Source organism: Zunongwangia atlantica 22II14-10F7, from assembly GCF_002094855.1.
Lineage (GTDB): Bacteria > Bacteroidota > Bacteroidia > Flavobacteriales > Flavobacteriaceae > Zunongwangia > Zunongwangia atlantica.
In genome coordinates this window covers 43,276-67,403 of the sequence record NZ_ARYN01000010.1, presented here as the reverse complement: position 1 = coordinate 67,403, position 24,128 = coordinate 43,276, and the positions used below count along the sequence as shown (strand labels likewise).

Genomic DNA, 24,128 nt, shown 5'->3' with positions numbered 1-24,128 from the left:
ATCACATCATCAAATTAACACATTAAATTATGTTAGATAAAAACGGAATAGCACAGCGTATCGCTAAAGAGGTGAAAGATGGGTTTTATGTAAACCTTGGGATTGGAATTCCTACTTTGGTGGCCAATTTTGTGCGTGATGATATAGAAGTAGAATTTCAGAGTGAAAATGGGATCTTAGGTATGGGGCCATTTCCGATAGATGGAGAAGAAGATGCCGATTTGATTAATGCCGGGAAACAAACAATTACAGCACTACCGGGAGCCAGTTTCTTTGATTCGGCCTTAAGTTTTGGGATGATTCGCGGGAAGCATGTAGACCTTACGATCTTAGGCGCAATGGAAGTTGCTGAAAATGGAGATATCGCCAACTGGAAAATTCCGGGGAAAATGGTAAAAGGAATGGGCGGTGCGATGGATCTGGTGGCTTCCGCAGAAAATATCATCGTCGCCATGATGCATACCAATAAGGCTGGTAAATCTAAATTGCTTAAAAAATGTACACTGCCTTTAACCGGTGTGGGTTGCGTGACCAAAATTGTAACCAATCTAGCCGTGATCGAAGTAACCGAAGAAGGATTTAAGCTTTTAGAGAGAGCACCAGGTGTTAGTGTAGACGAAATAATAGCCGCTACGGAAGGAAAACTAATTGTTGAGGGAGAAATCCCAGAGATGAGTTTATAAGGAAACAGAGCTAATTTCTGAATCTTTTAAAAGTGCTTCCTGTTTTAGTCGCAGCACGATTTGAGCGATCGCAACAACATCACGTTCGCAATATTCGATAATTCTGGATACATTTTTTTCAGTATAAAAAACTTCGTAAACCTGCGAGCCATCAATGTCGTTCTTAGGTGACGGAATTCCCAGTACGTTGGTAAGCAGTTTTAGGGAGGTAAAATGCTTGTAATCGCCAAAACGCCAAAGTTCCATAGTGTCCAGATGCGGAATTTCCCATGGGCGCTTGCCAATACTGTTTAATTTCTCCGGAAGTTTAAGATTATGGACAATCATTCGGCGAGCGATAAACGGAAAATCAAATTCTTTACCATTGTGTGCGCAAAGAAGATGATAAGCCTTGCTGAAATGTTCGTTTAAAAGTGCGCTGAAATTGACCAAAACCGACTTTTCATCGCCAGAAAAACTTTTAAGCCGAAAATCACGAATTCCGTCTTTAAAACTTAAAAATCCTACTGAAATACATACAATCTTACCAAATTCGGCCCAAATGCCTGCTCTTGGATAAAATTCAGACGGAGAATATTCCTCTTTCCTGATGTATTTTGTTTTTTCGGCCCAAAGTTCCTGTTTTATTTCATCCAATTCCTCAAAAGAAGCATATTCTGGAACGGTTTCAATGTCCAAAAATAAAATATGCTCTAAATTGAGTTTTTGAAGTTGCATAAAGGCTGATTTTCAATATTCTGAAGATACAACTTTTATTGGCACCGCCAAAGGGTGTATACAATACCCCGAGGTAGTTTACTTATTTTGGATTGGGAAAGGGATTAATTCAATTTCATCAGAATTAATACTTTACAAGAATTAATTTCATATTCTTTATTGTTCTTGTTTCCATTTATGGAATTTATGATCAGTTTAAAATCTCCATTTTCATTATTGAAATAATATTCAAATTCTTCTGTTGGAACATTATTTAAGTTTTGATATTTGTTAATCTTATTTTTTAGGTCGTCTATAATAGAGTATCTAAAAAGTTCCTGACCAAATCTCGAAAACTTAATATAGCCATCTTCAACTTCAATGATGTTATTCTCTTTTGATTGATTAGCTAGTGAAAGCTCAACTATTTTTTCGAAACCAATTATATCGATTTCTCGATCCTTAGAATTTTTGTAGTAGAAATAGTTATTATTTCCAATTTCTATGATACTGCTATATTTATTCACTCCATAAATTGAATCTAAAATTAAATTTCCCGCATTATAGTAAGATGTGATATAGTCAGTTTTAAATCCAAGAGCATTATCTACAACATTTAATTTTCTACGATCTTTTAGATATCTCGATATATTAATAAACTGTTCAATTTCTTTTTCAGAAAGTTCTTCATTTTTTGTTTTCTGAATAAGATTTACTAATTCATTACTCTGTGCTTTAATCGAAACATTGAAAGCACTCCAAGGCCCAAATAAGCTCAAAAGAGCAAGAATGAAAAGACTAATAAATACGATTGATAATTGCTTCTTTTTGCTTAACAATATGTAAAGGCTTATCCCAAAAATCCAGAAAGATATAAGAAGTATAAAGTATCTGTTTTCAGTAAAATTATACTCGAATATTCTGGTTAGAATTGCCGTAAAAAGTAAAATTAACAATGGAAATAACGACAAATAAAAGAAGGGATAAAATTTATTGATAATTAAATTTTCATGTTTTTGTCTTATGGGGGCTATGATGATATGAATTATAAAACCGCTTATAGAAAGTATAGTTATCAGATATGAAACCCAACCTTCTGGGAGTTCCCAAGAGAATAGAATTTTTAACGAGTAAGCATAAACAATTATAAGATAAAGAAGGATGATGGGAATTAAAATATACTTTATCAATACATCTAATGCTTTCGAATATCTAATTTGCCGTGTATTATAAATATCCTTTGGGAAATCGGATAAATAGATGAACGTATTGATAATACCAAGACAAATAATTAAGAGATCTAAGTAAATCTCTTCATGGATGTCTACTGTAAATAAATTTTCAACAGCTAATAATGCGAGAGATAGGCCTAAATAAATAATTCCTGAAAATAAGGCACTTCTCGAAATTGCGGTAATAACTCTTTGTAAATAATTCCAATAATCTGAAATATTCCAGTACTTGATAAAAGGAGCGAAGAATATTAAAATGTGTCCAGCAACTAGTAATACAAACCATCTAGTGAAGGTAATATCTGTAGAGTTTTCATAATCAGGTAGGCTGCAATAGTAAAGGAACAAGCCAATTATTGTCGCAAATCTCAATAGGATAGTAACTAATTTATTGGAAAAGCTTTCATTTAAAAATTGAATTCCAATTAGCCAGCTTACGCCAAGGATTAAGACTAAAGTTTCTGCATAAAATTCTCTAAACAAATTTGAATCAGTCTCAATTAAAACAATCAAATAAGCGCAGCCGAATATTACCCAGATCAATGTTGTTGGAAAGCGCTTAAAGGCAATATTCATCTTAGTAGGAAGTTCTTTTAAATAGCTCATTATTTCGGGTTAATCAACTTATAAGCTTCATCAATATACCTGTAAAAATCTGGGCTATGTTTCTCTTCTCCATTACGTTTTAAAAGTCCCTGGCCTAATCGAACGATGATCAAATCATCTTCTGGAATCACTATAACGTATTGCCCTAAAATTCCGCGCATATAAAAGATTTCTTTGTCTTTGTAGTCGCTAAGCCAAAGTCCGTATCCGTAATATGGAGCATCTTTAAATGCCGGGTTTTTCATTTTCCGAACAAAAGAAGGATTAATAAGTCGTTGCCCGTTCCATTGCCCATTTTGTTTAAAAAGCTTGCCAAATTTTGCAAAATCTCGTGCGTTGCTGGCGATACAGCAATAGGCTTTTTCCATTCCGCTTTCTTCACTGTCTAGTTGCCAAAATGCGTCGCTCTGCATTCGCAAAGGTTGCCAAAAACTTTCGCTTAAATATTCAGAAAGTGTTTTTTCAGTTGCTTCTTCCAAAACCATCGCTAAAAGCTCGGTATTTCCGCTAAGATATTTGAACTTTTTACCGGGTGTTCCAGTTACTTCAAGATCTAGGATCACGTCCCGAATATTATCATCAAAATAGGCTTTTGCGGTTTGTCCAAAAGGATTGTAATAGCTCTCGTCCCAATTAAGTCCGGACGACATCGATGCTAAATCACCCACTGTTAACCGAATATCAAACTGCGGAAAAAAATGACTCACCGGCTCATCAATACTTGTGATATAACCGTCACGAATAGCTTTTCCTAAAAGCGCAACAACCACACTTTTTGCCATCGAGAACGAATTGGTTTTACTGTTAACCGAATAATGATCATAGTATTTTTCAAACCAAATACTGTCGTTTTTAATGATCAAAAAAGCAGCGGTATTTAGTTCTTTGTTTAGTTTTTCTAAAGAATCGGTCGCTTTAACCGAGTTGTAATTTGTGCTTTCTGGCCAGGGCTGTGGATGTAGACTATCTGCTTCAATTATGCGATTATCAAATTCAGGATAATCATCGATATACGCAGTTTTATGCCCTTTTAAATAAGTGACCTTAATTCCCTTCAGTATATAATCATAATCGAATATATAAAGTAGCGCGATGAGTAAGATTAAAATACCAAAAAAGTACTTTAGAAAGCTTAAAAATTTCTTCATAATCTAAAATTACGGATTCTGAAGAAATAAAACCTAGCTTAAACTTTAAATACTATCAAAATTCGTCTAAAATAAACTTTGCTGTGGTGAAGGGCTCTCTAATTCCAATAACCATTTTTTACGGTGTAATCCGCCGGCATAACCGGTAAGCGAACCATCACTACCAATTACACGATGACAGGGAACAACGATCCAAAGCGGATTTTTACCGTTAGCTGATGCGACTGCTCTTATCGCTTTTGGGTCACCGAGTTTTTTAGAAAGTTCCATATAAGAACTGGTTTTTCCAAAAGGAATTTCCAATAAGGCTTTCCATACTTTTTGCTGAAATTGTGTGCCCTTCGGGTTCAGTTTAAAATCGAAATTTTTCCGCTTTTTTTCAAAATATTCCCTTAACTGAGATTTTGCCTGAAGTATAGTATCTGGCAGATCTTCGTTTTCCTGAAATTCGATGTTTTGATCTTCAATTTTTATTTCAGCAACACCTTCATTATCACCCGTTATTTTGGCGATTCCCAGTGGTGTCTTCAGATAGGTGCTCTTCATCTTTTAAATCTTCAGGTTGTGCTTCTTCGCGACGTTGAATTAATCCTAAACGTTTTGCCCTGCGCTCCCAACTTTTTCGCGCAAGTTTTTGCATATCTTCAATATTATCGCTTTCATCCATAATTTCCAAACCAAGTAAGGTTTCAATAATATCCTCCATGGTTACCAGGCCAACAACATTCCCAAATTCGTCGGTAACTATAGAAATATGGGTACGTTTTCTAATAAAAATGTCAAAGAGATCTGGGATAGGAACTTCAGATGTGGTGACAAAAATTTCACGTTTTAAACTCTCTAATTTTGCCTTTCCATTCTGTTTAATCATCTCTTCCAACACATCGTCTTTAAGAATAAAGCCGGTAATATTATTCGACTTCTCCTTATAAACCGGGATTCTGGAAAATTTTAGGTTTTTATGGGAATGGTGAAAATCTTCTATACTCATCGATTCATCTTCTGTAATGGCTACTGAAAATGGTGTCATAATATCTTTTGCAACGACCGATTTAAAAACGAGCATATTTTTAATCACCGTACTTTCGTTTTCTTCAAAAACGCCTTCTTCTTCTGCGGCTTCGGTAATAGCGGCAAATTCTTCTCTACTCATTGTATTCACTTTTGCCGATTTGCCAATTAGTCTAGTAGTTAACATCAAAAGCCATAAAATACCGGTATATTTTAGTGGAGCGATCATAAATCTAAGGGAGGTTGCGGTAAAAGATCCCATTTTATCCCAATAGGTTGCGCCAAGCGTTTTTGGGATAATTTCAGAAAAGATTAAAATTCCCAGTGTTAATAATCCAGAAACAATACCTACTGCATTACTGCCATCACCATAGGTTTTTTCAGCCTGTACACCTACCAAAATAGAACCTACGGTATGTGCCACGGTGTTAATGGTTAAAATCGCAATTAGAGGTTTATCAATGTCTTTTTTAAAGTTTGCTAAAACCTCGGCATAATGCTTCCCTTCCTGCTTTTTTATTTTGATGTAAGATGGGGTAAAACTAAGCAGTGCTGCTTCTAAAATAGAACACATAAAAGAAAAAAATATAGAAGTTGCTGCAAAAATAAGGAGTAAACCCATTGGTTGTCTTATGATTTTAAGACAACTAAATTAACTATTAAAAAACTAAAATTTTTGAAAGAAATTATAAAATAAGAAAGCTGTTCTCTAAAATTTAAAGAACAGCTTTCTTTCAACAACTCAACCAATTAAAGATTTTCTATAAGCTTGCCTGGATAAGATTGTTCCAACGAGAAGCTGCGAACAACTGGGTTTCCATGTCGTAATTATCTGCGCCATCTTCATCGTAGAACAAAATTTCAGTAATGCGCTTGTGATTAGATTTAGAGAGTAATTCTATACTTACCTGGATGATTTTTGTTTTTCTTTTTTCATTTTCTGTAAAAGAAACACTGCGTTTAATAACACTGGTTTTGTTGACCTCAGATAGGTCTATAAGTTGATGTTGACTGGCATTTGCCGGTTCCAGAATTAAAAGTTTATGCTGAGTTTTATCTAATCCTAAAACTAACGAATTAGAAATTTCAGTATAATCCAGATTAATATTATGGTCTTTTGCAAGGTTTTGAAGTGCTTTTTTAGATTTCTTTTCTTTTAAGCCTTGACGATATAATGCGTAAAATATTGGGCCCATAAATAGTACAAACAGGCAAACACCAATGATTGTTGAAGATAATTCCATTTTTTATTGAATTTTAATAATTATAAATACACGCATGAGTCCCAATATATATTGGTTTTCGTGCTTGTTTTGCTGAAAAATCAGCACCAAATAATTATTAAATCAATTATGAAAAGAAGTGGAATGGAAATATTTGAGTCTCCAGCATGCTTTTTTGATCCTGCAGGAAATTCCATGAAATTATTAGTTTTTGCTGCGGAATTTTTCCGGATTCCAGCTGAAAACTGCTTCGAAAAAATACAGGTAAAAAGCCAGGATCTTCCTGGTCTGCCTGCACATTGTAATTTCCAGGTTCTTCAAATACAAAAGCTTTTGAAATATCAGACTGCTGAAAACGATGTGTGGTTTTTGCTGAATCCTGATAGACGTAAGCTGAAGTTTGCGGTTGTGAAATTCCCGCGGCGCTTAATAAAGCAATAAGCACCAAGGAAAAAGATATATGTATTTTGTTGAATTTCACGATGTAAATTTACTAAAAAACCGAATGTGGAAAATTAAAATATTGGTAAAAATATTAGCTTACAGCTTTTAGCTATTTTTCAAATCGATCTTATTAGTGGTTCATGAATAGGCGAAAAAAAGTAAATTCAATTCCAAATATTTAAATTTGAATAACAAAAAAACCTCACAGATTTTAAAAATCTGTGAGGTTTAAGTCTATTTTCTAATATCTAAAAGCGAAGCGTTCTAAGCTCTAAACACTATCTCTGAAGTAATTTCGTAGCGTACTTTGCAAAGTAAGTTGAAATAAAATCGGCTCCCGCTCTTTTAATCGCTGTTAGTTGTTCCATCACCACGGCATCGTGGTCCAACCATCCTTTTTCAGCAGCAGCCTTGATCATGGCATATTCTCCACTTACCTGGTAAACTGAAATTGGAACATTTACAGTATTTTTTAAATCTCTAACGATATCCAAATAGCATAATCCTGGTTTTACCATAACGATATCTGCACCTTCTTCAATATCCATCAAAGTCTCTCTGATTGCTTCATCGCGGTTAGAAGGATCCATTTGGTAAGTTTTTTTATCCTTAGGGATATCTTGAGCATCTACCGGAGCAGAATCCAGCGCATCTCTAAATGGGCCATAAAAAGCCGAAGCATATTTTGCGCTATAACTCATAATTCCTGTGTTGAAAAAGCTGTTTTCTTCAAGAATATTGCGCATAGCTAAGATCCGGCCATCCATCATATCACTTGGCGCAACAAAATCGGCACCAGCTTCAGCATGAGATAAGGCCATTTTCGCTAAAACTTCTACAGAAGGATCATTTAAAACCTTTCCGTTTTCGATAATTCCGTCATGACCATATTCGCTGTAAGGATCCAGCGCAACATCGGTCATCACGATCATTTCGGGATTGATTTCTTTAACCGTTTTGATAGCGCGTTGCATTAATCCGTTTGGATTTACAGCTTCAGTACCTCGATTATCTTTTAGTTTTTCTTCAACTTTTACAAAAAGTAACACCGATTTAATACCTAAACTCCATAATTCCTGTACTTCCTTTTTCAGTAAATCAAGGCTATAGCGATAATATCCAGGCATTGAGGCGATTTCCTGTTTAATTCCACTTCCTTCTACCACAAATAATGGTGCCTGAAAATCATCTGGAGTTACCAGGCTTTCTCTCACTAAGCTACGAATAGCTTCATTTGTACGTAATCTTCGGTTTCTTCTAAGCATAATTGTATAGTTAATAGTTTGCAGTTAACGGTTTACATTTACAGCTAATTGCAAACTTTAATGTATAGTTGAATTTATTTTTCGGATAAGCGAAGCGAGCATCTTCTTGATCTCAATAATCTTTGCTGATGCCGCTTCATATTTTTCCTGATTAATATATTTTAAATCTTTCGAGAGGAGTAGTAAGTATTCAAGTTCGTGAGCAGAGCCAGAAGAAATAAACAAGAATCTTACTAATTCTTTCTGAGTTTCTCTTCCGCATCCTTCGGCGATATTGGTTGGTATAGAAACTGCAGCTCGCTTAATCTGACTCACAAGATTGAATTTTTCAGATTCAGGAAAATATGCTGTAAGTGAATATATCTCAAGAACTAACTGATGAGACTTTTGCCAAACGGTATATTTTCTATAATCTATCATTGTAATTAATTAAAGTTAAAAAGCGAACAGCTTTTTACCGTAAACTGTCCACCGTAAACTGTCCACCGTAAACTGTCCACCGTAAACTGTCCACCGTAAACTGTCCACCGTAAACTGTCCACCGTAAACTGTCCACCGTAAACTGTCCACCGTAAACTGTCCACCGTAAACTGTCCACCGTAAACTGTCCACCGTAAACTGTCCACCGTAAACTGTCCACCGTAAACTGTCCACCGTAAACTGTCCACCGTAAACTGTCCACCGTAAACTGTCCACCGTAAACTGTCCACCGTAAACTGTCCACCGTAAACTGTCCACCGTAAACTGTCCACCGTAAACTGTCCACCGTAAACTGTCCACCGTAAACTGTCCACCGTAAACTGTCCACCGTAAACTGTCCACCGTAAACTGTCCACCGTAAACTGTCCACCGTAAACTGTCCACCGTAAACTGTCCACCGTAAACTGTCCACCGTAAACTGTCCACCGTAAACTGTCCACCGTAAACTGTCCACCGTAAACTGTCCACCGTAAACTGTCCACCGTAAACTGTCCACCGTAAACTGTCCACCGTAAACTGTCCACCGTAAACTGTCCACCGTAAACTGTCCACCGTAAACTGTCCACCGTAAACTGTCCACCGTAAACTGTCCACCGTAAACTGTCCACCGTAAACTGTCCACCGTAAACTGTCCACCGTAAACTGTCCACTTCCTACACCCACTCTCTCGGTTTTTCCAGAACTTCAATAAGCTTGGCTTCTTCGCTGCCGGATTTGGGATGGTGATCGTAAACCCATTGCACATGCGGTGGTAAACTCATTAAAATACTTTCAATTCGGCCATTGGTTTTTAAACCGAATAATGTTCCTTTATCATGTACCAAATTGAATTCTACATACCTACCGCGACGAACTTCCTGCCAGTCGCGCTGATCTTGGTTAAATTCAAGGTCTTTTCTTTTTTCAACGATCGGTACGTAAGCTTCCAAAAAGCTGTTGCCAACTTCAGTCACAAAATTATACCAGTCAGTTATACTATGTTCTTCACTATCTTTCAGGTAGTCAAAAAACAATCCGCCAATTCCTCTGGCTTCATCACGATGTGCATTCCAAAAATACTCATCGCATTTTTTCTTGTATTCAGGATAAAATTTAGGATGGTGTTTATCGCAGGCATTTTTCGATGTTTGATGAAAATGAATCGCATCTTCCTCAAAAAGATAATAAGGTGTAAGATCCTGCCCGCCGCCAAACCACTGGTCTAGCGTGTTTCCTTCTTTATCGTACATTTCAAAATAACGCCAATTGGCATGGACGGTAGGGACCATAGGATTTTTAGGATGAATCACTAAACTTAATCCGCAGGCAAAAAAGTTAACATCGCCAACATTAAAATATTTTTGCATCGCAGGATTTAAAGGCCCATGAACTGCTGAAATATTAACGCCACCTTTTTCAAAAATATTTCCGTTTTCGATCACTCGCGTACGGCCACCGCCACCTTCTTTACGTTTCCAAAGGTCTTCTTTAAACTTTGCTTTTCCGTCAATTTGCTCCAGTTTCGAAGTTATTGTGTCCTGGAGATCCTGTATATATTGATAAAATTGGTCTTTCATGCTAATCATTTATCCAACTTCTAGCTTCATTAATTTTTTGTGTGAGACTAAACGAAAAAGTGCGACTTACCTCTTGTGCGGTTTTATAAATTAGAAGCGTTTTTTGTGCAAGATCGGCTTGTTTTTCTTCAGCTTCTAACTCGATACTTTTAAGAAGAATATCACCAAGCGCTTCGTAATGCGAAAACTCTAAGTCAAGATTCGCTAAAATTTCCATTAATTTTTCTTCAGGAAGATTTTCGATCTCATCTAAGCCAATGCTAAGTGCCTCTTTTAGTTTTCGGTCTAAATTAAGCCGAATTTCCTCCCATTCTTCAGGAATATGGCCCATTTCCATGATCGATCGCAGCTGCTCGTCGATGCGCTCTTTTTCTTCGTCCCTGTAATTTTTGTTCAGCATAATCTTAGGTTATTCCTCTATAAAAACAAGTTGATTTTTATCGAATTTCGATAGCTCTGGTTCTGTAATTTTTACTGCGGAAATCATTAAATCCTGAAGTCTTTCAACGGCATTTTCTTTAGGATTATTGCTGAAGATATTCCGTCCCACATCATTATTATGAAGATCCATTGCTCGCGCTAAGGCTTTATTTGGAGCCATTCGCTCATGCAGATCAGTGATTTTCTTTGCCCAGATTATCGATTCTTCAACCGAATTATTTTTCTGAAAAACTTTTTCAGCAATTAGAAAGTTCCAGTAGGCGTGCCTAAAAGCGTTTTCCCGATTATCCTGATAATGTTTTTTCCCAAAAAGCCTGTCGCAAAGCTTTAATGTTTCTCTGGTAGCGCGATAGGTTGGGAAAATATAAAATGGTTGGGGCAGGAATAACTTCAGCAGAATAAAGATCTCTTTAAAATTAAGCTGCCGTATTCTTGCCCCAATTGCCATTATCTAGGCTTGTATTCTTTCACCGCGTCTACAAATGCCTGCGCATTTCTAACCGGAATATCTGGTAAAATGCCGTGTCCCAAATTGGCGATATAACGATCTTTACCAAATTCGTCGATCATTTGGGTGGTCATTTTCTTAATTTCCTGTGGGGTAGAGTATAATCTTGAAGGATCAAAATTTCCCTGAAGCGTTATTTGTCCACCACTTAAATATCTTGCGTTAATAGCAGAGCACGTCCAGTCTACACCCAAAGCAGCAGCGCCAGATTGTGACATTTCCTTTAGCGCAAACCAACAACCCTTACCATAAGCGATTACCGGAATCTCATCTTTTAAAGCATCGATAATCTGCTGAATATATTTCCAGGAATAAGTTTGATAATCTGTTGGAGAAAGTAAACCTCCCCACGAATCAAAGATCTGTATCGCATCGACACCAGCTTTTACTTTACCTTTAAGGTAAGCAATGGTAGTATCGGTAATTTTTTGAAGTAATACCTGTGCCGCATCTGGGCGTTTAAAACAAAATTCTTTTGCTTTATCAAAATTCTTAGAGCCCTGTCCCTGCACCAGGTAACATAAGATCGTCCACGGTGAACCTGCAAATCCAATTAACGGAACTTCATCATTAAGGCGTTCTTTGGTTAATTTTATAGCGTCGTATACGTAACCTAACTCCTCGTACACATCTGGAACAATTATGTCGTTAACATCAAGCGGACTGCGAACCGGGTTTGGTAAAAAAGGACCAACACCGGGTCTCATCTCAATTTCTACGTTCATTGCCTGTGGTACCACCAAAATATCACTAAATAAAATGGCAGCATCTGTACCAACCTGCTCTATCGGCATCGTCGTAATTTCTGCAGCAAGTTCTGGCGTGCGACAACGTGTAAAGAAATCGTATTTTTCTTTTAGCTTCATAAAATCTGGTAAGTAGCGACCTGCCTGGCGCATCATCCAAACTGGTGGGCGTTCTACCGTTTCTCCTTTTAAAGCTCTTAAGAAAAGATCGTTTTTAATCATGTTTTTGTTGTTTATCTTCAATGTATTCCCCACTATAAAGAGGGTAAGATTTTCCCTCATCGAGGGATTTAAATTTAACCTTTATTCTTCAAATTAAGCCTGAAGCTATTGTTTATTATATTTCTTCACTACCTGAACAATTACATTTTCAATGCTTGGCTGGGTAGCTGTTATTATGTTTTTGGTATATTTTTTTACTGAATTTTCAGTGGTTGTTCCAATGCAAAATGCAGTAGCTTCTCCTATTTTATTTTTGCTAAAATAACTTTCTACACCACTTGGGCTAAAGAATAAAACACCTTCAAATTCCTGCTTAAATTCGGCAAAATTAAGGCTTGTTTTATACACCTGAATTTCTTTAAAAAATACTCCTTTTTGCTTTAGCTGAAGTGGTAGCTCGTCTCTACGTTTATTTCCGCAGAAAAAAATAAAATGCTTATTTTGATGATTTCCGATAATTTTTTCAGCTAATATTGAAGCATTATCGGCAACTTCAGCAATTTCAACGTCATTTTCTTTTAGCAAGGCTGCAGTTTTAGATCCTACCACAAATGCCTTCTCGATCTTTACTTTATCCTGAATAGCTTTAAACGCATTTTTACTCGTGATAATGGCATTTTCCGCCAGGTCGATATTCGATGAAAATGGGATAAATTCTATATTTATAGCGTTGTATTCCACTAAACCAATTTTAGCACCAAGCAATAATTGCTTTTGCGAAACGCTAAGTTTTTTTGTGGAAAGTACAGTGGCCATAAGCCTTAGTTTAAAACTTCCTTGATTTGTTTCATCAGTTCAGCGCCACCTTTGGCAAGAATTTCTTCAGCACAAAATTTTCCAAATCCGGTAACATTATCGGCAGCGATTCTTTTTTCTACTTCGATCTTTTGCGAACCATCCAAGCTAAAAAGAGCACCCTTAAAATGTAGAATATCGTCATTATCGATCTTTGCTAAAGCCCCGATAGGTGCGGTACAACCACCTTCTAAAGTCCGTAAAAATTCACGTTCTACATGAACTTCAAGATCTGTTTGATAATGATTTAATGCGCCAAGAGCTGTTCTGGTAAATTCATCTTTCTCTAAAGCCACAACCAGCATGGCACCCTGCGCTGGTGCAGGAATCATCCAGTCGAGATCGATAAAATTTTCAGGTTTTATTTCGATTCTTTCTAATCCGGCAGCGGCAAAAATGGCTCCGTTCCAATCATTATCTTCAAGCTTTTGCATTCGCGTATTAACATTTCCGCGAAGATCTACCACATTATGATTTGGATAGCGATTAAGCCATTGCGATTTTCTACGTAAACTTCCGGTAGCGATTGTTCCTTCAGCCTCTAAAAAGTCGGTACCTTTATGAATAAGAATATCCTGCGTATTTGCACGTTTTAGAACGGCCGCTTCTACAATTCCTTTGGGTAAAGCCGTTGGAACATCTTTCATAGAATGAACCGCGATGTCTACTTTGCCAGTAAGCATGGCAACATCAAGCGTTTTGGTGAAAATCCCGGTGATGCCCATTTCGTAAAGCGGAACATCCAAATTTAGATCTCCGGTAGATTTTACGGGAACAAGTTCGGTTTGATGCCCTAATTTTTCAAGTGCAGATTGTACAGTTTTTGCCTGCCACAAGGCCAGTTCGCTGTCTCGTGTTCCTATGCGTATCACTTTATTCATCGTACTTGTTCTTCTAACTGAAAGACTTTTTGGATAAGTTCTAAGCTTTCGTCTGTAGTGTTGCTGTCTTCTTTAAGATGATTGGCGAAATGCTTCATGATCTTTTGAATAATCCTGTTGCTTACAATTTCGGCCTGCTCATCGTTAAAATCAGCTATTTTTTTACGCTGAAAATCAAGTTCAGCGTCTTTCATCATTCGTAGTTTTTTCTTCAGTGCTTTAATGGTTGGCGCAAATTTGCGAGTTTCCAGCCATTTGTTGAATTCACTTTCTACTTCAACAATAATTGCTTCAGCTTCAGGAATAAATTTTCTACGACGTTGAAGGGTTTCATCAGTAATCTGAGAAAGGTGGTCTAAATGAACCAATCTTACATTGTCCAGTTCTTCAACATCCTCAGCAACATTTTTAGGGATAGAAAGATCCAGGATCAACAAATCCTTTTTACAATAAATAAGTTCTTTACTAATCGTTGGATTTTGTGCTCCTGTAGCTACGATAAGAACATCTGTATTTCTAATTTCAGCCTGTAGATCGGCGTAGTCTTTAACTGTTAAACTAAATTTTCCAGCAATTTTTTCAGCCTTATCTTTAGTTCGGTTAATTAGAGTGATGTGCTTATTTTGAGTGTGTTTAATAAGATTTTCGCAGGTATTTCGGCCAATTTTACCTGTTCCGAAGAGCAAGATATTCTTATTAGAAATATCTTCTACATTTTTTAATATATACTGAACGGAAGCAAAAGAAACAGAAGTTGCTCCTGAAGAGATCTCGGTTTCATTCTTAATACGTTTACTGGCCTGGATCACAGCATTTACCAAACGCTCTGTAAAGGCATTGGATAATCCTATTTTTTTAGACTGGGCAAAAGCAATTCGTAACTGACTAATAATCTCGAAGTCACCAAGAATCTGGCTATCTAAGCCAGTTCCTACTCTAAACATATGAGAGATCGCCTGTTTGTTTTTGTAAACATAGGCTACTTTCTCAAATTCTTCTACCGTACCGTGGGTGTGCTCACATAATAGTTTGATGAGCTGAAATGGATGTGCAGCAAAGCCATAAACCTCTGTACGATTACACGTTGAGGTTGCCAAAACTCCGTCTATACCTTCTTTCTTCGCCTGCTCTAACAACCTGGTTTTAGCTTCTTCATTTAGACTAAAATGTCCTCTAATTTCAGCATCTGCTTTTTTATAGCTAAGACCAATGATGTAAAAATGTCTTCCTTTAGAAATCGAACTTTCCATGAACTTTTAGGGATTGCGAGGCAAAATTAAAATATTGTTAACGTAAAAAATAACGCTCAAAGTACTATTTGTGTCGCTAACAGGGATTTTAGTATATTTATGGTCGTAAATGCTTGAAATAGCATAGTTTTGTAGTAATGATGAACGCTAAGAACGTATTAGTTTAGATTGTTTCTAAATAAATAAACGAAATTTTAAATGATGGAAGAGGGAAAAAATATCGCTGTAAGTCTTACTGAGGAGACTAAAGTAGAAGAAGGTTTTCATATTTTAAAGTTTCAGAACGAAACCTCTGATAAACAGATTGTTGAACGTGAAGTAGATACTAGTTTTATTCAGTTTCACTTTAATGTTAAGGGAGAAAGTAAATTCTTATTTAACGAAGGTCGATACGAACTTCCGTTGGCTGAAGAGAAATCACTCATTTTATATAATCCGCAGCGAAATTTACCGCTAAATCTGGTTTTAGGACCTAAATCCTGGTTGATTTCACTGGTTATTTCGATCAAGAAATTCCATGCGTTATTTTCTGAAGAAGCTAATTATATCTCTTTTTTAAGCACAGAAAATAAGGATAAAAAATACTATAAAGATACACCAATATCACCTTCTATGGCGATCGTTCTAAACCAGGTGATGAATTTTAATCTTACGCCAACCATAAAAAGTCTGTACTTTAAAGCGAAAGCTTACGAATTACTAAGTCTTTATTTTAATAGAGCAGAGGATGCTAATGTAGAGCAATGCCCGTTTTTAAGTGATGAAGAAAATATCCTGAAAATTAGGAGAGCAAAGGATATCGTCATCGCCAGGATGGCCGAGCCACCATCTTTACAAGAACTTTCAGACGAGATAAACCTGAGTTTAAAGAAATTGAAAGAAGGCTTTAAGCAGATCTATGGTGATTCGGTTTACAGTTTTCTATTTGATTACAAAATGGAATATGCTCGCAAATTATTGGATACTGGCGAATACAATGTGAACGAAGTCGGTTTAAAAGTAGGTTACAGCACCGCTAGTCATTTTATTGCAGCTTTTAAAAAGAAATTTGGCACTACGCCAAAAAAATATTTAATGTCTTTACCGGCAACGCATTAATTAAGAAAATAGACTTTTTTCAATTTGAAAAGGCGGTGATGTGTCGATCAGATAATTGAGAGTCAGAATATAAAAAATCAGGATGAAAAATTAAATTTTGAATTTTAGCTGAAAGCTGATAATTGTTCGCTTAAAGCTTTTATAATCCGTCAACTTCAATACAAAATGAAACTTCAAAAACTCTTTTTTCTGCTCTTAGTTTTCAGTGTTACGCTGGTAAATGCACAGGAAAAATTATCGATTTTCTATAAAACAGCTGGTTTTAAGCATGAATCTATTCCAACGGGAATTGCTGCTTTAGAAGAAATTGCAGAAGAAAATAATTGGACGATCAGTGCGACAGACGATGCAGAAAAATTTGTTTCAGAATTATCGAATATCGATGCAGTGATTTTCCTAAGTACAACTGGCGATGTTTTTACTGAAGATCAGCAGGAAAAATTCAGAAAATATATTGATAATGGCGGTAATTTCTTCGGAATTCATGCCGCTTCAGATACCGAATACGATTGGCCGTGGTACGGAAAATTTATTGGTGCTTATTTTGAAAGTCATCCGCATATCCAGGAAGCTGAAGTTGTTGTAGAAATGCAAGATCATCCTACAGTTGCTCATTTACCCAAAGTTTGGAAGCGTACAGACGAGTGGTATAACTTCAAAAATATAAATCCGAATCTCCAGGTGTTGCTTCAGCTAAACGAGACATCATATGAAGGTGGCAAAAATGGCGAATTTCACCCGCACGCATGGTTTCAGGAATTTGAAGATGGCGGAAAAATGATCTATACGGGTGGGGGGCACACTGCAGCATCTTATAACGAGCCGCTTTTTAGAGAACATTTAGTGAAATGTATTCAGTTCCTATTAAAATAAAATTCTTCCAAAAACATCGAATATCAGCATTGTGTGATATTTCATCTAAATTTTTTAGAACTCAATAGTTTTAAGGCTTCATCTAAGGAGCAAAATTTTAGCTATTGTTTAATAAAAAAGTATAATACTAATTTATAGTTGAACAAATTTATAGACTTAACTTTGTAATGCAAAAAAGAGAAAGACATGAGCAAAGGCGTACTTTTAGTTAATCTGGGATCCCCCGATAGCACAGATCCAAAGGACGTAAAAAAATATCTTGGTGAATTTTTAATGGACGAGCGGGTAATCGATGTGCCTTACGTGTTCCGTTCGCTGTTGGTAAAAGGAATTATCCTGAATACCCGACCAAAAAAATCTGCCGAGGCTTACCAAAAAATCTGGTGGGAAGAAGGTTCGCCATTAATTGTTCTTTCTGAAAGGTTGCAGGAAAAAGTAGACGAGATGACCTCGGTGCCAATTGCTTTGGCCATGCGCTACGGTACGCCAAGTATTTACGATGGTTTAAAAGAACTTAAAGAAAAAGGAGTAGACGAAGTGTTGCTTTTTCCGTTGTATCCACAATTTGCAATGGCAACAACCGAAACTATTTTGGTACTGGCTGAACAGTTACGCCAAAAGCATTTCCCTGAGATGAAATTTACTTCGGTTCCGGCATTTTATAATCATCCAGATTATATTCGTGTTTTAGGAAATAGCATTCAGGAGCGATTACAAAATCTCGATTTTGAGCATCTGTTGTTCTCCTATCACGGAGTTCCGGAGCGCCATATCAGAAAAAGTGATATCACAAATTCGCATTGTAAGATCGATGGTAGTTGTTGCCAAACAGCTTCTTCTGCACACCAATTTTGTTACCGTCATCAATGCTACGAAACCACAAGACTAGTAGCTGAATATTTAAATCTAAAAGAAGGAACTTACAGCGTAAGTTTTCAATCCAGATTAGGATTCGATCCATGGTTAAAACCTTATACCGATAGAACGATAGAGCGTTTTGGAAAACAAGGCATCAAAAAAATGGCCATTGTTACCCCTGCTTTTGTTTCAGACTGTTTAGAAACTTTGGAAGAAATTGCGATGGAAGGAGAAGAAATTTTCCACGAAGTTGGCGGAAAAGAATTTACTGTAGTTCCTTGCTTAAATGATCGTGAAGACTGGGTTAAAATGCTGTCTCGCTGGGTAGACGAGTGGGCGCATCAAAAACCCGTTGAAGCATAATGGCAAAAGTAAGCTCTGAAGCGCTAGGAAATGAATCCATAGGTAAACTTTTAATTCGCCAGGCATTACCCGCATCTGTTGGGATTTTGGTAATGTCACTTAATATCCTTGTAGATACCATTTTTGTTGGAAACTGGATTGGTTCTACTGCGATAGCCGCCATCAACGTTGTTTTGCCTATTTCATTTTTTATTGCTGCTTTAGGGATGAGTATCGGGATTGGAGGTTCTTCAATTATTTCCCGTGCACTTGGTGCAGATAACGATAAAAAAGCACGTAAAACCTTTGGTAATCAAATTACACTAACACTTTTGTTATGTGTTAGTTTGGTGATTTTGGGCCTTATTTTTATCAATGAGCTTATTCCTGCTTTTGGTGGGAAAGGTGATATTTTTGAACCTGCAAAGATCTATTACCGCATTGTCCTTTACGGAGTGCCAATTTTGGCGCTTAACATGATGGGGAATAATGTGATTAGAGCTGAAGGAAAACCAAATTTCGCCATGATCTCGATGATTATTCCTTCCGTAGGAAATATTATAGGCGATTACCTTTTTATAAATGTAATGGATCTTGGAATGTATGGCGCTGCCTGGGCAACTACAGGATCTTATATGGTTTGTTTTCTATATATTTTCTGGTTTTTTGTCTTCTCTGGTAAATCTGAGTTAAAGATCGATATTAGTCATTTTAGGTTAGATTTTCCTATTCTTCGTGAGATTGGTTCTCTGGGATTTGTAACGCTTGCACGACAGGCGGTGGTTAGCATTATTTATTTATTAATGAATAATATTCTTTTCGATCTTGGTGGTGAAGACGGAGTTGCAGTTTATGCGATCATTGGGAGAATGCTGATGTTTGCTTTATTTCCAGTTTTGGGGATTACACAAGGATTTTTACCGATTGCCGGCTATAATTACGGCGCTCAAAAGTATGGCAGAGTTCGCAGTTCTATCAATAAAGCGATCTTATATGCCTGTTTAATGGGATGCGTGGTTTTTGGTTTGATTATGGGGTTTTCAAAAGAAATTGCAATGATCTTTACCCAAAATGAAGCTATTATCGAGCGTACACCTGGCGCTATGCGTTGGGTTTTTGCAGCGACACCAATTATTGCCTTACAACTTATTGGCGCGGCATATTTTCAGGCGATAGGAAAAGCAGTTCCGGCTTTATTATTAACACTTTCAAGACAGGGATTTTTCTTTATTCCGCTTATTTTAATTTTACCGAATTACTACGGAGAATTAGGCGTTTGGATAAGTTTCCCGATTGCCGATGTACTTTCGACCATTGTTACCGGTTATTTTGTAAATCGTGAAATCAGGCATAATTTAGAACACGATTAAGAGAAATCATTTTAATTTGCATATTAAATAGCAGACTTTGGAATACTATAATTACATAAAATCGCTTCATCTTATTTTTGTGATCACCTGGTTTGCCGGGCTTTTTTATATTCCGCGCTTATTTATTTACCAAATTGAAGCTTTCGATAAACCCGAACCAGATAAGTCGATATTAGTAACACAGCTAAAACTTATGGCTAAGCGTTTGTGGTTTATTATCACCTGGCCATCGGCAATCTTAGCAACTTTATTCGCTATAATTTTATTGATCATGCAACCTGTTTGGTTGCAACAAGGTTGGATGCACGTAAAGCTTGGTTTTGTGATCCTACTAATTGCTTATCATTTAAAAACACATCATATTTTTAAACAACTTCAGGTAGATAAAGTAAAATATACTTCAGGGCAAATGCGTCTATGGAACGAAGGATCTACCGTGATCCTTTTTTCAGTAATATTCTTGGTAATTGTTAGAAATGCGCTGAATTGGATCTACGGAGTAATAGGAATTTTTGCATTGGGAATTCTACTAATGCTCGGAATCAAATTATATAAAAAGATACGCTCTAAAAACCCCAATGCGTAATTGGTGTGATAATTGATTCTTTTCTGAAAAAAGAATTTAGTCTGAAATCATCGAATATCAACTCAATGATTTTGATTAATTTGCGGTAACTGGCAATTTATGAAGCTTTTAAAATTATCCTTACGTACGCGTATCTTTATTTCCATGATCCTTTTGGTGCTGGGAGCTTCTATTTTGATTGCCGGGGTTACTGTTTACCAATACAAGCTGGAGGCTGAAGCTTATCACCGTGAACGACTGGAACGAAAAGAAACAGCGATACGTGAGAATATAAATTTTGTGCTGGCCAGTACTACCTACATGGTAAACACTGAAAATATTCCTTCTATTTTTAAACAAAATCAAAAGATCTACGAGATGTCTCAGGTTCATGAGATGCAGATCAATATTTATGATCTTGAAGGAAGATTATTGATAAGTTCTAAAGAGAATTTTTTTAAAGACACTACAGATTACCAGATCGATAAACCGATTTTAGCCAAATTAGATGCTTCTTCTAATCGGCGATATTTACTGAAAGGGGAAACGAATGGCGAGAAATTTCAGTCGTCTTACACCTATATTACAGATCAGCGTTTTAAACCTTTGGCGATCTTGTATTTGCCCTATCTTCAGGATGATAGTGTACTAAATCGAGACCTTAACGATTTCTTGATGCGTCTTGGCGAAGTGTATCTTTTTATGCTGGCTTTGGCGATTATTCTGTCTTATTTCCTTTCAAAATATATTACCAAGTCACTAAAAATAATTTCAGAAAAAATTAATCAAACCCGGCTTGATAAACGAAACCAAAAGATTGAACTCAGTAACGCTTCCGAAGAGATCTATGCATTAATTTCAGCATATAATTCTATGATCGACGAGTTGGAAGAAAGTGCGGTAAAGCTGGCCACTGGAGAGCGAGAACAGGCCTGGAGAGAAATGGCAAAGCAGGTAGCACACGAAATTAAAAATCCGCTTACCCCAATGCGATTAAGTGTGCAGAGTTTTGAGCGTAGGTTCGATCGTCATGATCCCGAAATTGAACATAAAGTCAATGAATTTTGTGACACCTTGATCAACCAGATCGATACGATGAGTTCGATCGCTTCAGCATTTTCAAACTTTGCAAAAATGCCGGCGCAGCAAAACGAAACCTTAAATGTGCCTAAGATCACCAAACTGGCGCTCGATATTTTCAATGAAAATTATATCGTATTTAATTCAGAAAAAGAAGAAATTTTAGCCAAATTCGATCGTACGCAACTCATCCGGGTAGTGACCAATCTGGTAAAAAATGCTATCCAGGCGATGGATGAAACCGAAGATCCAAAGATCGTGGTGAGCATCGACGAAGAGCCGGATAATGTATGTATTAGTGTTTGTGATAATGGGCAGGGAATTACAGAAGAAAATCGTGAAAAGATCTTTGAGCCTAAATTTACTACCAAAAGCAGCGGAATGGGATTAGGGCTCGCCATGGTTAAAAACATCGTAGAAACTTATAAAGGAAGTATAAATTTCACCTCAAAACCAGGCAAAGGAACTATCTTTAAAGTCCGTTTTCCTAAATAACCTGATCGCTGGTTTTTGGGAAGACAGGTTCAAAATGCTACCTTTAATAAAAAATTGAATAGATCATAATTAGGTGTGGTCACCCTGAACTTGATTCAGGGTCTCATCACAATAGTTCGGTTTTCAATACAGTATGAGATTCCGGATCAAGTCCGGAATGACGAACACAACCAATTATTACAAATTACGGACAATCAAAAATAAAAAACCAACACGATGAGGTACCAAAATATTTTAGTTGAAGAAGAGAACGAGATCCTTTACATTACTATCGATCGTCCTTCTAAACTCAACGCTTTAAATAAAGACACGATACAGGAACTGCACGAAGCTTTTTCTGAAGCTAAAGATGATGAAGATGTAAAAGTGATTATTTTGACCGGAAGTGGTGAAAAGGCGTTTGTTGCCGGCGCCGATATTAGTGAGTTTGCCGATTTTTCTCCGGAAGAAGGAAAGCAGTTAGCGGCTGAAGGTCAGGCGAAATTGTTTGATTTTGTGGCAAATTTTCCAAAACCGGTAATTGCAGCGGTAAACGGTTTTGCGTTAGGCGGCGGATTGGAATTAGCGATGGCAGCACATTTTAGAGTAGCTTCTGAAAATGCTAAAATGGGATTGCCAGAAGTTTCTTTGGGTGTTATTCCGGGGTATGGCGGTACACAGCGGTTGACGCAAATCGTAGGTAAAGGTCGCGCTATGGAAATGATCATGACGGCCGGAATGATCGATGCCAATCAGGCTTTGCAATATAATTTAGTGAACCATGTAACCACTCAGGAAGAGCTTTTAGAATTTACTGAAAAGCTAGCCGGGAAGATCCTTAAAAATTCTTTGGTGGCTATTGAAGGAGCGATAAAAGCGATTAATGCGAGCTATGAAAAAGGCGTTAACGGATTTGAAGTTGAAATCAACGAATTTGGAAATGCTTTTGGAACCGAAGATTTTAAAGAAGGAACTTCAGCTTTTTTGAATAAACGAAAAGCAGAATTTCCCGGGAAATAGAAACTGACCCTTATCGATAAATTTGGATTTACGCGATAATAGAGATTGAATAATTCGAGCCTTGCCTCGATATAAAATACATCATCAAAAAGTGCCTCATGGATTTATCTTGAGGTATTTTTTTGGAAATAAATTAGGATAATTTCCTCATAAGTGGAAAAATTCCATAATTTTGTGAAATGTCCAAATCTCAAGAGTATATAAAAGGTAGAGGAGCACAGAGCAATGTGCCTAATCGTTTTGATGCAAATAGTCACGAGTTTAGAGATGATTTTCTGAATTATTGCGCTGCAGAAGGTGATGATTTTCAGGAAAGCAAAACCACCATCATCGATACTTTTCCTAAAACCATTGTAAATAAAGTAGAAAGTCCAGATGTTGGGATGAGTTATTCTCTAAATCCCTATCAGGGTTGTGAGCATGGTTGCATTTATTGCTACGCCAGGAATTCTCACGAATATTGGGGTTTTAGTCCTGGGCTGGATTTCGAACAGAAAATTTTGGTAAAGCAAAATGCAGTTGAATTGCTCGAAAAGAAACTCCGCAGCAAAAATTGGCAGGCAGCTCCGATCGTTTTATCGGGAAATACAGATTGTTATCAGCCGGTAGAAAAGCGATTGGAAATTACCAGAAAATTGCTTCAGACATTTTTGAAATATCGGCACCCGGTGGGTATCATTACCAAAAATTCCCTGGTGCTTCGGGATCTTGATATTTTAGAAGAATTGCATAAAGACCGATTAGTTCACGTAAATATTTCGATCACCAGTTTAAAGGAAGAAACACGAAGAATTTTAGAACCGCGTACAGCAAGTATCAAAAAACGATTGGAAACTGTCGAGAATCTTTCAGCAAAAGGAATTCCGGTTAATGTGATGATGGCACCAATAATTCCGTCAGTTAACAGTCACGAAATTATGCCGCTGGTGAAAGAAATTGCAAATCGTGGTGCATTGAGTGTAGGTTATACCATTGTAAGATTAAATGGCGCAATAGGTACTATTTTTACAGATTGGATCAATAAAACCATGCCCGATAGAGCTAGTAAAGTGCTTCATCAAATTGAAAGTGTTCACGGCGGAAGTTTAAACGATAGCCGATTTGGAACTCGAATGAAAGGAGAGGGAGAATTCGCAGACCAGGTAAAGCAGCAGTTTAAAATTGCTAGAAATTTATACCTGAAAGATCGTGAGCGGCCAACATTAAACTGTGGTTTACACGAGATCTATAAGGACGGGCAGATGAAGTTGTTTTAATAATG

Annotated in this window: 26 protein-coding genes; 9 read left to right on the top strand and 17 right to left on the bottom strand. The window is 36.9% G+C overall.

Annotated features, from left to right (window positions below):
* Positions 1–29: 29 nt before the first annotated feature.
* Complete coding sequence (locus IIF7_RS11930; protein ID WP_084841926.1) at positions 30–683, top strand: CoA transferase subunit B; 654 nt, start codon at positions 30–32, stop codon at positions 681–683.
* On the opposite strand, the gene IIF7_RS11925 is transcribed toward IIF7_RS11930, so the two are convergent.
* From IIF7_RS11925 to hemA, 17 genes are all read right to left on the bottom strand, one after another.
* Positions 678–1,400, bottom strand: a complete 723-nt coding sequence (locus IIF7_RS11925; protein WP_084841925.1) for a 3'-5' exonuclease — start codon at positions 1,398–1,400, stop codon at positions 678–680. The genes IIF7_RS11930 and IIF7_RS11925 overlap by 6 nt on opposite strands.
* 104 nt (positions 1,401–1,504) lie before the next feature.
* Positions 1,505–3,217 (bottom strand): DUF4153 domain-containing protein, encoded by a 1,713-nt coding sequence (locus tag IIF7_RS11920; RefSeq protein ID WP_084841924.1) that lies wholly within the window; start codon positions 3,215–3,217, stop codon positions 1,505–1,507.
* Positions 3,217–4,365, bottom strand: a complete 1,149-nt coding sequence (locus tag IIF7_RS11915) for a serine hydrolase domain-containing protein (RefSeq protein ID WP_084841923.1) — start codon at positions 4,363–4,365, stop codon at positions 3,217–3,219. Before IIF7_RS11915 ends, IIF7_RS11920 begins: the two co-directional genes overlap by 1 nt.
* Before the next feature lie 66 nt (positions 4,366–4,431).
* Positions 4,432–4,911, bottom strand: coding sequence for a methylated-DNA--[protein]-cysteine S-methyltransferase (locus tag IIF7_RS11910; protein ID WP_084841922.1), 480 nt, complete (start codon positions 4,909–4,911; stop codon positions 4,432–4,434).
* A complete protein-coding gene (locus IIF7_RS11905) occupies positions 4,859–5,998 on the bottom strand; it encodes a CNNM domain-containing protein (RefSeq protein ID WP_084841921.1) in 1,140 nt (379 codons plus the stop codon). The genes IIF7_RS11910 and IIF7_RS11905 overlap by 53 nt, the downstream gene beginning before the upstream one ends.
* Before the next feature lie 139 nt (positions 5,999–6,137).
* Positions 6,138–6,620 carry a hypothetical protein gene (locus IIF7_RS11900; RefSeq protein ID WP_084841920.1) on the bottom strand — a complete coding sequence of 161 codons (483 nt, stop codon included), beginning with the start codon at positions 6,618–6,620 and terminating at the stop codon, positions 6,138–6,140.
* A gap of 106 nt (positions 6,621–6,726) precedes the next feature.
* Positions 6,727–7,080 carry a hypothetical protein gene (locus tag IIF7_RS11895; RefSeq protein WP_139801319.1) on the bottom strand — a complete coding sequence of 118 codons (354 nt, stop codon included), beginning with the start codon at positions 7,078–7,080 and terminating at the stop codon, positions 6,727–6,729.
* A gap of 241 nt (positions 7,081–7,321) precedes the next feature.
* Positions 7,322–8,308, bottom strand: a complete 987-nt coding sequence (gene hemB, locus IIF7_RS11890) for a porphobilinogen synthase (protein WP_084841918.1) — start codon at positions 8,306–8,308, stop codon at positions 7,322–7,324.
* Positions 8,309–8,365: 57 nt separating this feature from the next.
* On the bottom strand, positions 8,366–8,728 hold the full coding sequence (locus IIF7_RS11885) for a four helix bundle protein (RefSeq protein ID WP_084841917.1): 363 nt from the start codon (positions 8,726–8,728) through the stop codon (positions 8,366–8,368).
* Positions 8,729–8,743: 15 nt separating this feature from the next.
* Entirely contained in the window at positions 8,744–9,451 is a 708-nt protein-coding gene (locus tag IIF7_RS11880; protein ID WP_084841916.1) for a hypothetical protein, read from the bottom strand.
* Positions 9,442–10,344, bottom strand: coding sequence for an oxygen-dependent coproporphyrinogen oxidase (hemF, locus tag IIF7_RS11875; protein WP_084841915.1), 903 nt, complete (start codon positions 10,342–10,344; stop codon positions 9,442–9,444). Before hemF ends, IIF7_RS11880 begins: the two co-directional genes overlap by 10 nt.
* A gap of 1 nt (position 10,345) precedes the next feature.
* Positions 10,346–10,744: a hypothetical protein gene (locus IIF7_RS11870; protein ID WP_084841914.1), complete on the bottom strand. Its 399-nt coding sequence runs from the start codon at positions 10,742–10,744 to the stop codon at positions 10,346–10,348.
* Between the two features lie 9 nt (positions 10,745–10,753).
* The gene (locus IIF7_RS11865) at positions 10,754–11,233 is read right to left on the bottom strand and encodes a DUF6973 domain-containing protein (protein ID WP_084841913.1); all 480 of its coding nucleotides are present in this window, start codon (positions 11,231–11,233) and stop codon (positions 10,754–10,756) included.
* Positions 11,233–12,261, bottom strand: a complete 1,029-nt coding sequence (hemE, locus tag IIF7_RS11860) for a uroporphyrinogen decarboxylase (RefSeq protein ID WP_084841912.1) — start codon at positions 12,259–12,261, stop codon at positions 11,233–11,235. Before hemE ends, IIF7_RS11865 begins: the two co-directional genes overlap by 1 nt.
* A 105-nt stretch (positions 12,262–12,366) precedes the next feature.
* Positions 12,367–13,017, bottom strand: a complete 651-nt coding sequence (locus IIF7_RS11855) for a uroporphyrinogen-III synthase (protein WP_084841911.1) — start codon at positions 13,015–13,017, stop codon at positions 12,367–12,369.
* Positions 13,018–13,022: 5 nt separating this feature from the next.
* On the bottom strand, positions 13,023–13,937 hold the full coding sequence (gene hemC, locus IIF7_RS11850) for a hydroxymethylbilane synthase (protein WP_084841910.1): 915 nt from the start codon (positions 13,935–13,937) through the stop codon (positions 13,023–13,025).
* Positions 13,934–15,187 carry a glutamyl-tRNA reductase gene (gene hemA, locus IIF7_RS11845; RefSeq protein WP_084841909.1) on the bottom strand — a complete coding sequence of 418 codons (1,254 nt, stop codon included), beginning with the start codon at positions 15,185–15,187 and terminating at the stop codon, positions 13,934–13,936. The genes hemC and hemA overlap by 4 nt, the downstream gene beginning before the upstream one ends.
* A gap of 201 nt (positions 15,188–15,388) precedes the next feature.
* Here hemA and IIF7_RS11840 point away from each other — a divergent pair, with 201 nt between their 5' ends.
* The 8 genes from IIF7_RS11840 (at position 15,389) to IIF7_RS11805 (ending at position 24,123) form a co-directional block, all read left to right on the top strand.
* Positions 15,389–16,285 carry a helix-turn-helix domain-containing protein gene (locus tag IIF7_RS11840; RefSeq protein ID WP_139801322.1) on the top strand — a complete coding sequence of 299 codons (897 nt, stop codon included), beginning with the start codon at positions 15,389–15,391 and terminating at the stop codon, positions 16,283–16,285.
* Between the two features lie 165 nt (positions 16,286–16,450).
* Positions 16,451–17,158 (top strand): ThuA domain-containing protein, encoded by a 708-nt coding sequence (locus IIF7_RS11835; RefSeq protein WP_245801623.1) that lies wholly within the window; start codon positions 16,451–16,453, stop codon positions 17,156–17,158.
* A 186-nt stretch (positions 17,159–17,344) separates the two neighbouring features.
* Positions 17,345–18,379: a ferrochelatase gene (gene hemH, locus IIF7_RS11830; protein WP_084841907.1), complete on the top strand. Its 1,035-nt coding sequence runs from the start codon at positions 17,345–17,347 to the stop codon at positions 18,377–18,379.
* Entirely contained in the window at positions 18,379–19,728 is a 1,350-nt protein-coding gene (locus IIF7_RS11825) for an MATE family efflux transporter (protein ID WP_084841906.1), read from the top strand. The genes hemH and IIF7_RS11825 overlap by 1 nt, the downstream gene beginning before the upstream one ends.
* A 37-nt stretch (positions 19,729–19,765) precedes the next feature.
* Entirely contained in the window at positions 19,766–20,314 is a 549-nt protein-coding gene (locus IIF7_RS11820; protein WP_084841905.1) for a CopD family protein, read from the top strand.
* Between the two features lie 99 nt (positions 20,315–20,413).
* Positions 20,414–21,868: a sensor histidine kinase gene (locus IIF7_RS11815; RefSeq protein WP_084841904.1), complete on the top strand. Its 1,455-nt coding sequence runs from the start codon at positions 20,414–20,416 to the stop codon at positions 21,866–21,868.
* 216 nt (positions 21,869–22,084) lie between these two features.
* Entirely contained in the window at positions 22,085–22,867 is a 783-nt protein-coding gene (locus IIF7_RS11810) for an enoyl-CoA hydratase/isomerase family protein (protein WP_084841903.1), read from the top strand.
* A 179-nt stretch (positions 22,868–23,046) separates the two neighbouring features.
* A complete protein-coding gene (locus IIF7_RS11805; RefSeq protein ID WP_084841902.1) occupies positions 23,047–24,123 on the top strand; it encodes a PA0069 family radical SAM protein in 1,077 nt (358 codons plus the stop codon).
* Positions 24,124–24,128: the final 5 nt, after the last annotated feature.